This is a genomic window from Pseudomonas sp. B21-028 (assembly GCF_024749045.1).
In the GTDB taxonomy this organism is placed as follows: Bacteria; Pseudomonadota; Gammaproteobacteria; order Pseudomonadales; family Pseudomonadaceae; genus Aquipseudomonas.
Map to the genome: position 1 here is coordinate 2075156 of NZ_CP087184.1, position 14257 is coordinate 2089412.

The following is a 14257-nucleotide window of genomic DNA, read 5'->3' on the forward strand; positions in this document are numbered from 1 at the left end:
CTATCGCGAGCAAGCTCGGCTTCCATAGGTATCGGGCCGCCACCAACGGGTCTCAGCGCTTCTCCAGCTTATCCGGCAACGGCGCAAAGAGTGCCTCGATATCGTCGCTCTGCAGTTTCCAGTCGCCGGCTACGCGGCCGTCGAGCACGCCGGCGGCGAGGTCGGATTTTTCCTTTTGCAGCAGCTGGATTTTTTCTTCCACGGTGCCCCGGGCGATCAGCTTGTAGACGAATACCGGCTTCTCCTGGCCGATGCGATAAGCCCGGTCAGTCGCCTGGTTTTCCGTCGCGGGGTTCCACCACGGGTCGTAGTGGATCACCGTGTCGGCTTCGGTCAGGTTCAGGCCCACGCCACCCGCCTTGAGGCTGATCAGGAAAATCTGGCGCTTGCCGCTCTGGAAGTCCTTGACGGGTGTACGTCGGTCCCGGGTCTGGCCGGTCAGGATGGCGTAGTCCACGCCGCGTTTTTTCAGCTCGTCTTCAATGAGTGCCAACATGGACGTGAACTGGGAAAACAGCAGCACCCGCCGACCTTCTTCAAACAACTCCTCCAACATGTCCATCAGGCTGTCGAGCTTGCCCGAGGTGCTGCCTCGAGCGGGCGGGGCGTCGCTGATCAGTCGCAGGTCGCAGCACACCTGGCGCAGCTTGAGCAGCGCTTCGAGAATGATGATCTGGCTGCGGGCGACGCCCTTGCGGGTGATTTCGTCGCGTACCTTCTTGTCCATGGCCAGGCGCATGGTTTCGTAGACGTCCCGCTGGGCATCGCTGAGTTCGACCCAGTGGACGATCTCGGTCTTGGGTGGCAACTCCGTCGCCACCTGCTCCTTGGTCCTGCGCAACAGGAAGGGTTTTACCCGGCCATTGAGGTGTTGCAGCCTGACGTCGCTGCCGCGCTTTTCGATGGGCACGCGGTAGTCGCGATTGAAGCTCTTCACGTCACCGAGCCATCCGGGCAGCAGGAAGTGAAACAGTGACCACAGCTCGCCGAGGTGATTTTCCAGGGGGGTACCGGACAAGCACAGCCGCTGCCGGGCGTCGAGCTCACGAGAGGCCTGGGCGGCCTTGCTGGTGGGGTTCTTGATGTATTGGGCTTCGTCGAGGATCAGCACGTGCAGTGGCTGCGCTTTCAGGCGTTCAATGTCCTTGGGCAGCAAGGCGTAGGTGGTGAGCACCAGGTCGTAATCGGCCAGCCGTTCGAAGTGCTTCTTGCGTCCGGCACCATACAGGGCCAGCACCTTCAGTTGTGGTGTGAAGTGAGCCGCCTCGTCGAGCCAGTTGGGAATCAGGCTGGTGGGCATCACCACCATGCAGGGACGGTCGAGGCGACCGGCGTTTTTTTTCGCTGAGAATGTGCGCCAGGGTCTGCAGAGTCTTGCCCAGGCCCATGTCGTCCGCGAGGATGCCGCCGACTTCCAGTTGCCGCAGCGACTGCATCCAGCTCAAGCCTTCGAGTTGATAAGGCCGTAGCGTCGCGTTCAGGCCCTCCGGTACGGTGGTTGTGTAGTCCTTGATGTCTCGCAGGCGTTGGGCCAGGCCGCGAATGTGTTCGCCGCCTTCCCAGCGCAGAGGCATGTCTTGCAGCGGATTGAGGCGCAAGGCGTCCGCGCTGTTCAGGCGCAGCTTGGTGGTGCCGGGTTCGTTCAGGTAGAACTCGCCCAGGGTGGCCAGTACCGGCTTCAGCCGGCCGTAGGGCAGGGCCACTTGTTGCGGGCCGAACTCCGAATTCGGACGGTTCGGCAAGTTGACCAGGATGAGTTCGTCATCGCGGCGCCTGGCCAGCCGCTCCGGGTTGAACAGTTCGATGTGCGAGCGCATCAGGTTCAGCAGGATCGGTAACAGGCTCAGTCGCTCGCCGTTGACGATGATCCCCAATTCCAGGTCGAACCAGTCCCGCTCCGGCGTTTCCTCGACAGTGGCGTACCAGTCATCCACGGCGGTCAGATCGAAGCCGAAGTCCTCGTCGATCTGCAGCTCCCAGCCCTGGCTGCGCAGTTTTGGCAGATCATTGAGGGTGAACGTCAGCCAGGCGCTGTCGTTGACCATCTCGTACAGTTCGCCGGCACTTTCCGGCAGGGCCTTGCTTTGTCGGGTCGCGATCTTGAAGCCGAGGATTCGTAGCTGCTCGCGGTAGGACTGTTCCACATCGGTGTGGCGTTTTATCCGCAGCGTTTGGGTTTCCTGGCGAATCAGCACATCAGTGTTGCGTTGGCCGCTGACGTACTCGTCCAGGTAGCTGAAGGACAGGGCGGCGCGGTGTTGGATGTAGCGCTGCATCTTGCCGTTACGCGGCTCGAAGGCGCTGAATTCGATGCTCGCCAGCCACAGGCGGGGCATCGGTTGGACGTTGTCCACCAGCACTTGCGGCGGGGCCTTGGGGCTGCGACTGTCCAGCACCGCCTGGAGTTTCTCCAGCAACTGGGCGTCTTTCTCGGCAGCCGGATAGGCCAGGGTTTCCTGGACCTGCAGCAACACCGCCGCGCAGTGCTTGCAGTTGATGCGCACCGGACAGGAGCACGCGGCTTCGAGCAGGATCAGCGTGCCTTTGGCTGACTCTTTAAGGCGAATGGTTTGACGATAAACACTGCCGCCAGAGCCTTCGCAACTGGCGGTGATGGTACTTTCTCCGGCCTCGACGATCCTGACACGGTTCTCCAGCGCGTAGCGGCGCCCGCGCTCCAGGCTCTGCTCCTTGAATCGATTGACCCAGGAAGGTGCCAGGGGTTTGCTCAGGGGCGAGGGCATAGGCGCGCCGATCAGTCCGGAATGACGTCAGGTGCCTGCCGAGGAGCGGGCGCGGTCAGCGAGGTGATCTTGATCAGCAAGGCCAGCTGGCCATTGTCCAGGTAGTTGAGCTGGCCGTTCTTGGTGTGGCTGTTCTGCTTCAGGCGTTCACTTGCGGTGACCAGGCCATTGGCATCGATCCGGTTGATCCAGAAGTCGGCATCCACGTCGGTGAAGCGTCCCAGTTTCAGCTCCAGGGTGCCTTCGATGGGAAATTGACCGAACTGTTCGGCGCCGTCGCTGATGGCGACCTTGGTGCCCTGATCCCCGAGGGTCTGCTGCCACGCCTTGTGCATCAATACCGTGTATTGGCCGCTGGCGTTGAGTTTCTCCACGATGTGCCCCAGCGCCGGGGTGCGCTGGCTGTCGATGGGCAGGCGTTGCGCGCCGGCGTCCCAGTCTTCCGGCGCGGCGCGGCTCATAATCACCGGTTCGGCGTTCTGGCGCAGCAGAATCATTTCAACCTGATACAGATCATCGGCAAACGCCATGGGAGCGACCAGGGTCAGCAACAAGGTCAGTGAGCGAAACAGGCGCATGGGGCGTCCTTCAAGCAGTGGTCGGGGTGAGGCGCTCGAACAGCGCTTCTACGGTATTGAAACGTTCTTCCGGGCGCTCCATGGGCACCATGAACTTGAACATCGTGGCGCCTTCGAACTTGTAGCGCTTGGGCTGGCCCTGGATCAGCTTGATCAGTACCAGCGGATCGACCGGGGTCTGGGCCTCGAACTCGATCCGACCGCCATTGGGGCCGCCATCGACTTTCTTGATGCCCAGTTGTTCGGCCTGGAGCTTGAGCAGCGTCGTGCGCACCAGGTTCTTGGTCGGTTCCGGCAGCAGGCCGAAGCGGTCGATCATCTCCACTTGCAGGTCCTTGAGTTCTTCCTCGTTGGTGGCCGAGGCAATGCGCTTGTAGAGAATCAGTCGCGCATGGACATCCGGCAGGTAATCCTCCGGGATCAGCGCCGGCACCCGCAGGTTGATTTCCGGCCCGCCGCCCAGGGGCTGGTCGAGGTTCGGCTGTTCGCCCTTGCGGATCGACTTGACCGCCCGCTCCAGCATTTCCATGTACAGCGTGAAGCCGACGGCCTGGATCTGGCCGCTCTGTCCGTCCCCCAGCAGTTCACCGGCACCGCGGATTTCCAGGTCGTTGGTGGCGAGCACGAAACCGGCCCCCAGGTCCTGGGTATTGGCGATGGCCTCCAGGCGTTTTTCCGCGTCGGGAGTGATCTGCTGGCGCGGCGGCGTCAGCAGGTAGGCATAGGCCTGGTGGTGACTGCGCCCGACCCGGCCGCGCAACTGGTGCAACTGGGCCAGGCCGAACTTGTCGGCCCGCTCGATGATGATGGTGTTGGCGCTCGGCACGTCGATGCCGGTCTCGATGATGGTCGAGGCGATCAGCACGTTGAAGCGCTTGTGGTAGAAGTCGCTCATCACCTGTTCGAGTTCACGTTCGCGCATCTGCCCGTGGCCGATGCCGATCCGTGCTTCCGGCACCAGCTCGGCCAGGTCGGCGGCGCACTTCTCGATGGTCTTCACGTCGTTGTGCAGATAATAGACCTGGCCGCCGCGCAGCAGCTCGCGCAGCAGGGCTTCCTTGACCGTGCTCTTGTTCTGCTCCATGACGAAAGTGCGCACCGACAGGCGACGAGCCGGCGGCGTGGCGATGATCGACAGGTCGCGCATGCCCGACACCGCCATGTTCAGCGTGCGCGGAATCGGCGTGGCGGTCAGGGTCAGGATGTCGACTTCGCTGCGCAGGGCCTTGAGCTGTTCTTTCTGGCGGACACCAAAGCGGTGTTCTTCGTCGATGATCACCAGCCCGAGGTTCTTGATCTTCACATCGTCCTGCAGCAGCTTGTGCGTGCCGATGACGATGTCGATCTTGCCCTCGGCCAGATCGGCGACGGCTGCGTTCACTTCCTTGGTGGACTTGAAGCGGCTCATGACTTCCACGCTGACCGGCCAATCGGCGAAGCGGTCGCGGAAGCTGTTGTAGTGCTGTTGGGCGAGCAGGGTGGTTGGCACCAGGATGGCGACCTGCTTGCCGCTGTGCACGGCGATGAACGCGGCGCGCATCGCCACTTCGGTCTTGCCGAAGCCGACATCGCCGCACACCAGCCGGTCCATCGGTTTGGGCGCGAGCATGTCGGCGCGCACGGCTTCGATGGTGGTCTGCTGGTCGACGGTTTCCTCGAACGGGAAACCGGCGCTGAAGGTTTCGTAGTCGGCTTTCGGGTCGGCGAAGGCATAACCCTCGCGCGCGGCGCGGCGGGCGTAGATGTCCAGCAGTTCGGCAGCCACGTCGCGCACCTGCTCGGCGGCCTTGCGCTTGGCCTTCTGCCAGGTTTCCGAGCCCAGGCGATGCAGCGGGGCCAGGGCATCGTCGCTGCCGGTGTAGCGTGCGATCAGGTGCAGGTTCGCCACCGGCACGTAGAGCTTGGCGCCTTCGGCGTATTCCAGGGTGAGGAATTCGGCCGCTTGGTTGTCGATTTCCAGTGTCGCCAGGCCCAGGTAGCGGCCCACGCCGTGGTCGATGTGCACCACCGGCGCGCCTTCGCGCAGCTCGGTGAGGTTCTTGATAACGGCGTCGTTGGCCGCGTCGGCGCGTTTCTCACGGCGTCGGCGCTGCATGACGCGCTGGCCGAACAACGGGCTTTCGGCCACCAGCGCCAGCGCCGGATCGTCGAGTACCAAGCCTTCGTCCAGCGGCGCGATGGTGATTGCCAGGCGATCCTTGCTCGCGACGAAATCCGGCCAGCTGTCGACCGTTTTCGGCCGCAGCTTCAGGCGATCGAGCAATTCCAGCAGCACTTCGCGCCGCCCGGCGGATTCGGCGGTAAACAGCACGCGACCGGGAAACTCGTCGAGAAAACCGGCCAGCGCCGCCAATGGCTGGGTGGCCTTGGCTTCGATCGCCAGGTCCGGCAGGGCCTTGGCGGGAAAGCGCTCACGGCCGACGCCGGTCTCCACATCTTGCTGGCTTGCCACCACGCGCGGCCAGTTCTTGAGCCGGGCAAAGCAGTCTTCCACCGGCAGGAACAACTCGGCGGGCGGCAATAAAGGACGGGACGGGTCGACGCGACGTTCTTCGTAGCGATTGCGCACGTCGTTCCAGAAGTTTTCCGCAGCCTGTTCGATGCCGGGCAACGAGAACACCTGAGTGTCCTGGGGCAGGTAGTCGAATAGGGTGGAGGTCTCGTCGAAGAACAGCGGCAGGTAATACTCGATGCCGGCGGGGGTGATCCCGCTGCTCAGGTCCTGGAAGATCGGGCAGCGACGGAAGTCCACGTCGAAGCGCTCGCGAAAGCGCGCCTTGAAGCGGGTCACCGCATCCTTCTGCAGCGGGAATTCCTTGGCGGGCAACAGGCGCACCGACTGGACCTTGTCGATGGAGCGCTGGTTTTCCGGATCGAAGGTACGCAGGGTCTCGATTTCGTCATCGAACAGGTCGATGCGATAAGGCAGCTTGCTGCCCATCGGGAACAGGTCGATCAAGGCGCCACGTACCGCGAACTCGCCGTGTTCGTACACGGTGTCGACGCAACGGTAGCCGCTGGCCTCCAGTCGGGTGCGCATCTGCTCCACATCCAGCTTCTGGCCGATATCCAGCACCAGGCTGCTGCCGAGCAGGAACCGGGTCGGGGCCAGGCGATGTAGGGCCGTGGTGATGGGCACTACCAAAACGCCATGACTGAGCTCCGGCAACCGATAAAGGCTGGCGATTCGCTGGGAAATGATGTCCTGGTGCGGCGAGAACAGGTCGTAGGGCAGGGTTTCCCAGTCCGGAAAATGCAGAACCGGCAGATCCGGGGCGAAGAAACCCAGCTCCTGCTCGAGCCGCTCGGCGCTCTGGCTGTCGGCGGTCAACAGCAGGGTGAAGCGCTTGGCAGCGCTGGCGGCCTCGGCAATGGCCAGGCTCAGGGCGGCACCGGGCAGGTTGCCCCAGTGCTGTTTACCTGCCGTGGCAGGGAGAAGCGGAAGACGCAGAACGGGCACGGAAGGTTGAGCTCCAAGCGTTGCGACAAAGTCGACAATTGTAGCGGGGTAAAGGGGCGGCTGTCAGTCGCAGACTACCCGGGCAGAGGGGAAAACCACGGCGCGACAGGCGCGCATTGCTCCGGCGTGGACTCGGCGGCATAATGTAGCCCCTTTTTCAGCCCCTACATGTGGAAGGTTCCCGTGACTCAGAAGCCCGACCAGTGTCTTGGTGAATGGATTGATCGTGAAGCACTCGCCGAAGCGATGATCCCTCTCATCGGTCAGCTCTACCGCAATAACAACGTGGTGAGCTCGATCTATGGCCGCAGCCTGATCAACCAGTCTGTCATCGCGATTCTCAAGGCGCACCGCTTTGCTCGCCACCGTTCTTCCGACGACAGCGAACTCTCCGTCCACGAAACATTCCCTCTGCTCAAAGCCATGAGCGAGCTCAAGCTCGGCGCGGCTTCGGTGGACCTGGGCAAGTTGGCGTTCAAATTCCGCAACGAAGGCAATGGCCGTAGCGCCGAGCAGTTCGTGCGTGAAGAGATGGCTGATGTGGTTGGCCAGCAGAACGTTTCGGCTCGCAAAGGCACTGACGTGGTCCTGTACGGCTTCGGTCGTATCGGCCGTCTGCTGGCGCGCATCCTGATCGAGAAAACCGGTGGTGGCGACGGCCTGCGTCTGCGGGCCATCGTGGTGCGCAAGGGCGCCGAGAACGACCTGACCAAGCGTGCCAGCCTGCTGCGCCGTGACTCGGTCCATGGTTCGTTCAACGGCACCATCACCATCGACGAAGAAAACAACACCATCACCGCCAACGGCAACCTGATCCAGGTGATCTACGCGAAGAACCCGACCGAGGTGGACTACACCCAGTACGGGATCAAGGATGCGCTGCTGGTGGACAACACCGGTGTATGGCGTGACGCCGACGGTCTGGGCCAGCACCTGGCCTGCCCGGGTGTCGATCGCGTTGTCCTGACCGCGCCTGGCAAGGGCAAGCTGAAGAACATCGTTCATGGCATCAACCACGGCGACATCACCGCGGACGACAAGATCGTCTCCGCCGCCTCTTGCACCACCAACGCCATCGTGCCGGTGCTCAAGGCAGTGAACGACAAGTTCGGCATCGTCAACGGTCACGTCGAAACAGTTCACTCGTACACCAACGACCAGAACCTGATCGACAACTTCCACAAAGGCGATCGTCGTGGCCGCAGCGCCGCGCTGAACATGGTCATCACCGAGACCGGTGCCGCCACCGCCGCCGCCAAGGCCCTGCCTGAACTGGCCGGCAAGCTGACCGGCAATGCGATTCGTGTGCCGACGCCTAACGTGTCGATGGCCATTCTCAACCTGAACCTTGAGAAAGCCGCCACCCGTGAAGAGATGAACGAGTACCTGCGCTACATGGCGCTGCACTCCGATCTGCATAAGCAGATCGACTTCGTCAATTCCCAGGAAGTGGTGTCCACCGACTTCGTGGGCTCGCGCCACGCCGGTGTCGTGGATGCTGAAGCAACCATCAGCCAAGACAACCGCGTTGTTCTGTACGTCTGGTACGACAACGAGTTCGGTTACAGCTGCCAGGTGGTCCGCGTGATGGAAGACATGGCCGGTGTGAACCCGCCAGCGTTCCCACGCTAAGCGCTAACCGCCCATAAAAAACGCCCCGACTTGTCGGGGCGTTTTTTTGTCTGTTGTTTTTAGGGTGCCTGAACTGGCCTCTTCGTCGGATCGCCGCCCGGAGCAAGCCCGCTCCCACATTTGACTGCGTACATCCTGTGGGAGCGAGCCTGCTCGCGATAGCGGTTGGTCAGGCGCCGCTGACGACTGAAGCCTGTGCAGTCCGCAGTTCATGACGATTGCCCTTGAACAGCACCAGGGTAGCAATCAGCCCCAGCACCGCCGCACCACTGAGCCATATCCCCGGCGCCGCCTTGTTGCCCAGCACATGGATCAGATAAGTACAGGCCGCCGGTGTGAATCCGCCGAAGGTCGCGGTCGCCAGGCTGTAGGCCAGGGAGAACCCGGTGGTGCGCACTTCCACCGGCATGATTTCCGTCAAGGCCACCACCATGGCGCCGTTGTAGGATCCATACAGGAACGACAACCACAGCTCGACGATCAGCAGATGGCTGAAGCTGGGGTTCGCCACCAGCCAGGACAGCGCCGGATAGGCCGTCAGGATTGCCAGGATCGTTGCGGCGAGCAGCAGGGGCTTGCGTCCGACCTTGTCGGAAAATGCCCCCATGACCGGCAGCCAGAAGAAATTCGACAGGCCAATGCACACGGTGACCAGCAACGCATCCAGGTCCGACAGGTTCAACTCGGATTTACCGAAGGTCGGTGTGTAGGCTGTGATCAGGTAGAACGACACCGTGGTCATCACCACCAGCGCCATGCCGGCCAAGACGATGCCAAAATTCTGACCAATGGAGCGGATGATTTCCGACAGGGTAGGGCGGTGTTTTCTCGCCTTGAATTCAGGCGTTTCCTCCAAGGAGCGACGGATCACGAAGATCGCCGGTACGATCATGCAACCCACCAGGAACGGCACACGCCAGCCCCAATCACCCATTTCCTGCGGGCTCAACCAATGATTGAGGCCAACCCCCAGGAGCCCGGCGAACACCACGGCAGCCTGTTGGCTGGCGGATTGCCAACTGACAAAGAAGCCCTTGCGCCCGGGTGTGGAGATTTCCGCCAGGTACACCGACACTCCACCGAGCTCGACCCCCGCGGAGAAACCTTGCAGCAACCGCCCCAGCAGCACCAGCAACGGTGCTACCACGCCCAGGGTGGCGTAGCCCGGTACGCAGGCGATCAGTAAGGTGCCGGCAGCCATCATCGCAAGGGTGATGATCAGGCCTTTGCGGCGACCATGGCGGTCGATGTAGGCGCCGAGAAAGATCGCCCCCAGCGGGCGCATCAGGAACCCGGCGCCGAAGGTGGCCAGGGACAGCATCAGCGAGGCGAAAGCACTGTCGGTGGGGAAGAACGTCTTGGCGATGGCCGTGGCGTAGAAGCCATAGACCATGAAGTCGAACATCTCCAGGAAGTTGCCGCTGACAACGCGAAAAATCGCCTTGCCGTTGCTCGTATTGGAAGACATGTGTAGGTACTCACTCTGGTAAATCTTGTTGGAAACGCAGTACCTGTGGGAACGAGTCTGTGGGAGCAAAGCTTGCTCGCGATGAACAATGACTCGGTCTTGCAGGTGGACCGTGTCGTTTGCGTCGCGAGCAGGCTTTGCTCCCACAGGCCAGGCCCCACAGGTTGTTGCATCTGGACTGGCGGACACTGAGGTCCATAATGGCTGTCGCGGTTTTGAGGGGGGATGAAGATTTGTTAACTGGACGATGGGGGATGCTTGGGGTCCTGGCAGGTGTTTTGTCCGGCTGCGGCAACGGCGAAACCCTGGAGCGTTTCGACGGCCCGACCATGGGTAGCCACTATTCCATCCAGTACGTCAGACGCTCGGCCACGCCCGACCCGACAGCGGTGCAGGCCGAGGTGGAACAGATCCTTGCGGACGTAGATCAGCAGTTTTCCACCTACCGCAGCGATTCGGACATCGAACGTTTCAATGCACTGCCGGCCAACGGTTGCCAGGTCATGCCTGCCCCGGTGCTGGAGTTGATTCGCGTGGGGGAACAGCTGTCCTCGCAAAGCGATGGCGCTTTTGACCTGACGGTGGAGCCGCTGTTGAACCTGTGGGGCTTCGGTCCCCAGTCCCGGGAAGAAAAAGTGCCAGGCGCCGAGGCCCTGGCCCGGGTGCGCCAGCGCGTCGGCCATGGCCACTTGCGTATCGAGGGCGACCGGCTGTGCAAGGATGCTGCCGTGGAAGTCGATTTCAACAGTGTCGCCGCCGGTTATGCCGTCGACCGGATCGCCGCCCGGCTCCAGGCCCTGGGCATCGACAGTTACCTGGTCGAAGCCACCGGAGAACTCAAGGCGGCCGGGCGCAAGCCTGATGGCTCGGCGTGGCGTGTCGCGCTGGAGGCGCCTCGGGATGACCAGCAAGTGGCCGAGCGTGTCATCGAGGTCAATGGCTACGGCGTTTCAACTTCCGGCGACTACCGCCGATATTTCGAGCAGGACGGAACGCGTTACTCCCACACCCTCGACGCAAGCACCGGTGCACCGATCCGACACAAGCTGGCGTCCGTCACAGTAATTCATCCTTCAGCGTTGATGGCCGATGGACTGTCGACGCTGTTGCTGATTCTTGGGCCTGAACGGGGTTGGGACTATGCCCGGAAACATGACATTGGGGTATTTTTCGTGCTGCGGGACAAAAATCGTTTCGTCAGCCGTACCAATGATGCGTTTGAACGGATCAGCAGCGGGAAAAACAAATGATCACAGCAAATGTTGAGTGTAGATGTCCTGTGGCGAGGGAGCTTGCTCCCGCTGGGCTGCGCAGCAGCCCCCTTTTGTGAGCGCTTCGCACTCAAGCGGGAGCAAGCTCCCTCGCCACATGGATCCACGCAAGCCTTGATGAACTGCGAGGATGACAGCTTGGTGAAAGGGTAGGTGTGGCGAAATAGCGCAGCAAAACTAGCCTACGACGCGACCAAGGGGTAATGTGCGCGGCGTTGACGCTTCGATAGACTGCGGCCGGGCGCGTGAACCGGCTCAAAATTGTTCCTTCATGCCGCAACCCGGCGTGATTTAGCCGTCGGTGCCACATCGGGTGCCGCGGCCTGTTCTGAGGAGTACGCATGGCTGTCTACAACTACGACGTGGTGGTACTGGGTTCCGGCCCGGCGGGAGAAGGCGCGGCAATGAACGCCGCCAAGGCAGGACGCAAGGTGGCAATGGTCGACAGCCGTCGCCAGGTCGGCGGCAACTGCACCCACTTGGGTACCATCCCGTCCAAGGCCTTGCGTCACTCGGTCCGGCAGATCATGCAGTTCAACACCAACCCGATGTTCCGGGCCATCGGCGAGCCGCGCTGGTTTTCCTTCCCCGACGTGCTCAAGAGCGCTGAGAAGGTGATCTCCAAGCAGGTGGCCTCGCGTACCGGCTACTACGCCCGCAACCGTGTCGACGTGTTCTTCGGCACCGGCAGCTTTGCCGACGAGCAGACCGTGGAAGTGGTGTGCGGCAATGGCGTGGTGGAAAAACTGGTGGCCAAGCACATCATCATCGCCACCGGCTCGCGTCCTTATCGTCCGGCCGACATCGATTTCAACCACGCGCGTATCTACGATAGCGACACCATCCTCAGCCTCGGGCACACCCCGCGCAAGCTCATTGTCTACGGCGCCGGGGTGATCGGTTGCGAATACGCGTCGATCTTCAGCGGCCTGGGTGTGCTGGTGGAGCTGGTAGACAACCGTGGCCAGCTGCTGAGCTTCCTGGACTCGGAAATCTCCCAGGCTCTGAGCTATCACTTCAGCAACAACCACATCACGGTGCGCCACAACGAGGATTACGACCGCGTCGAAGGCGTGGATAACGGCGTGATCCTGCACCTCAAGTCCGGCAAGAAGATCAAGGCCGACGCCTTGCTCTGGTGCAACGGTCGCACCGGCAATACCGATGCCCTGGGCCTGGAGAACATCGGCGTGAAGGTCAACAGCCGCGGCCAGATCGAAGTCGACGAGAACTACCGTACCTGCGTGCCGAACATCTACGGTGCCGGTGACGTGATCGGCTGGCCGAGCCTGGCCAGTGCCGCCCACGACCAGGGCCGTTCGGCCGCCGGCAGCATCGTCGACAACGGCAGTTGGCGCTTCGTCAACGACGTGCCGACCGGTATCTACACCATTCCGGAAATCAGCTCGATCGGCAAGAACGAGCAGGAGCTGACCCAGGCCAAGGTGCCTTATGAAGTGGGCAAGGCCTTCTTCAAGAGCATGGCGCGGGCGCAGATCGCCGGCGAGCCGCAAGGCATGTTGAAGATCCTGTTCCATCGCGAGACGCTGGAAGTGCTCGGCGTGCACTGCTTCGGTTACCAGGCTTCGGAGATCGTTCACATCGGCCAGGCGATCATGAACCAGCCGGGTGAGCTGAACACGCTGAAGTACTTCGTCAACACCACGTTCAACTACCCGACCATGGCCGAAGCCTATCGGGTAGCGGCCTATGACGGGCTCAACCGGCTTTTTTGAGCGGCTCCGGCCGGTGGCCTGAGCCGGCCGGGGAGACCGATTTCAGCCTTTCTCGAGGGTGGCGGTGGCCAAACCGGGAAAGTCTGTAATCAGGCTGTCAGCGCCAAAGTCGGCGAGTCTGCGCATCAGCGCGGGCTCGTTGACGGTCCACACCGACACATGCAGCCCCTGGCGCTGCGCCTTGATCAGGCGCTCGGGCGTGCACAAGGTCCAGTTCAACGCGAGAATCTCACAACCGTAACTCTGGGCGACCTTCAGCGGGTCGAGCCAGGCGTATTCGGCTACCAGTCCGCGGGAGATGTCCGGGGTCAACTCCAGCGCGGCCTTGAGCACTTCCCGGGAACTGGAGGTGATGGTGACTTTGTCCAACAGGCCGAAGCGTTGGGCCATCTCGCGGATTCCCAGCACCGTGGCCGCCGCCCGGGTGCGTGAGGCGCTCTTGACCTCCAGTTGCCAATGCTCGAAGTCACACTGCTCGAACAGCTCTTCCAGGCGCGGGATCGGGCATGGCGTGATCCAGCCCGGACCACCCTTGCGCGCATCGTAGGTCGCCAGTTCGGCGGCGGAGTGCTCCACCACCTTGCCCCGGCGATCGGTCGTGCGCTTGAGGGTCGGGTCATGGATCACCATCAACTCGCCGTCCATGGACAGGTGCAGGTCCAGTTCGCAGCGGCGTACACCGTGCTTGAGACATTCCTGAAAGCCGGTCAGGGTATTTTCCGGTGCTTCGCCCTTGGCGCCGCGGTGGCCATAAATGAGGGTCACGGTTCTTCCTTATTGATACCTGATTCGTTCAGTTCCCGCGCCAGGCGGCGTTCTTGCGCCTGTTTCTGCAGGATGTGACGGGCCAGCAGCTGGCGCTGGGCGTCGGTCGGGCGTTCGAACTCGGTGCCCACGTCGTAGCCGTCGCCCTTGGGGTCGCAATGGGTGACCCGCGCCCGCAGCAACAGCCCCAGGGCCTGGGGCATGAGCACCATTTTGATCGACAGGTGCGCGCCGATGGCGATGGGGGTGGGCGACTGAAAGTCGATGCCACCTTCGGAAATGATCACCGGTTGCGGCTCGCCGATCTCGCCGAGCACGGTCAGGGCAATGACCTGGCTGAGCAGGTCGATACGTTTGTTCATGACCTTGAGGTAGGCCGCAATGCTGCGTTCGCGCTCGCTGATCTGGCGCAGCAGGTGCTGTGACTCGAACTCGCTCAGGTGCAGTTCACTGAGCAGATTGAACAATGGAGAGGGATCCTGCAACACTTCCTGGTCAGCAGCTTCAGGAATGGAGAGGGGCCGAATTTCCAGTGCGATCGTGTCCTCGATACGGTAGTATTCGCGGCGATCTTCTTCATCTAATGTCGACATGGCGAACCCA

At 62.0% G+C, this 14257-nt stretch carries 8 protein-coding genes and 1 pseudogene; 3 read left to right on the forward strand and 6 right to left on the reverse strand.

The features are described 5' to 3' along the window. Positions 1 to 52 precede the first annotated feature (52 nt). The 3 genes and pseudogenes from LOY35_RS09445 to mfd form a co-directional block, all read right to left on the reverse strand. Positions 53 to 2744, reverse strand: a pseudogene (locus LOY35_RS09445) (SNF2-related protein). Positions 2745 to 2755: 11 nt separating this feature from the next. Beyond that, entirely contained in the window at positions 2756 to 3322 is a 567-nt protein-coding gene (locus LOY35_RS09450; RefSeq protein ID WP_258632060.1) for a peptidoglycan binding protein CsiV, read from the reverse strand. A 10-nt stretch (positions 3323 to 3332) separates the two neighbouring features. Next, positions 3333 to 6782, reverse strand: a complete 3450-nt coding sequence (mfd, locus tag LOY35_RS09455) for a transcription-repair coupling factor (RefSeq protein ID WP_258632061.1) — start codon at positions 6780 to 6782, stop codon at positions 3333 to 3335. 168 nt (positions 6783 to 6950) lie between these two features. Between mfd and LOY35_RS09460 the strand changes: the two genes are divergently transcribed. After that, a complete protein-coding gene (locus LOY35_RS09460; protein WP_041020650.1) occupies positions 6951 to 8414 on the forward strand; it encodes a glyceraldehyde-3-phosphate dehydrogenase in 1464 nt (487 codons plus the stop codon). 169 nt (positions 8415 to 8583) lie between these two features. On the opposite strand, the gene LOY35_RS09465 is transcribed toward LOY35_RS09460, so the two are convergent. Beyond that, the gene (locus LOY35_RS09465) at positions 8584 to 9882 is read right to left on the reverse strand and encodes an MFS transporter (protein ID WP_258632062.1); all 1299 of its coding nucleotides are present in this window, start codon (positions 9880 to 9882) and stop codon (positions 8584 to 8586) included. Between the two features lie 254 nt (positions 9883 to 10136). Between LOY35_RS09465 and LOY35_RS09470 the strand changes: the two genes are divergently transcribed. Both LOY35_RS09470 and sthA read left to right on the forward strand, forming a co-directional pair. After that, entirely contained in the window at positions 10137 to 11132 is a 996-nt protein-coding gene (locus tag LOY35_RS09470; RefSeq protein ID WP_258632063.1) for an FAD:protein FMN transferase, read from the forward strand. A gap of 362 nt (positions 11133 to 11494) precedes the next feature. Further along, the gene (gene sthA / locus LOY35_RS09475) at positions 11495 to 12889 is read left to right on the forward strand and encodes a Si-specific NAD(P)(+) transhydrogenase (protein ID WP_258632064.1); all 1395 of its coding nucleotides are present in this window, start codon (positions 11495 to 11497) and stop codon (positions 12887 to 12889) included. A gap of 42 nt (positions 12890 to 12931) precedes the next feature. Here sthA and LOY35_RS09480 read toward each other — a convergent pair whose 3' ends face one another. Together LOY35_RS09480 and LOY35_RS09485 are read right to left on the reverse strand one after the other, a co-directional pair. After that, positions 12932 to 13654: a glycerophosphodiester phosphodiesterase family protein gene (locus LOY35_RS09480; RefSeq protein ID WP_258632065.1), complete on the reverse strand. Its 723-nt coding sequence runs from the start codon at positions 13652 to 13654 to the stop codon at positions 12932 to 12934. Continuing rightward, positions 13651 to 14247: a PilZ domain-containing protein gene (locus LOY35_RS09485; protein WP_258632066.1), complete on the reverse strand. Its 597-nt coding sequence runs from the start codon at positions 14245 to 14247 to the stop codon at positions 13651 to 13653. Before LOY35_RS09485 ends, LOY35_RS09480 begins: the two co-directional genes overlap by 4 nt. Between the last annotated feature and the right edge of the window lie 10 nt (positions 14248 to 14257).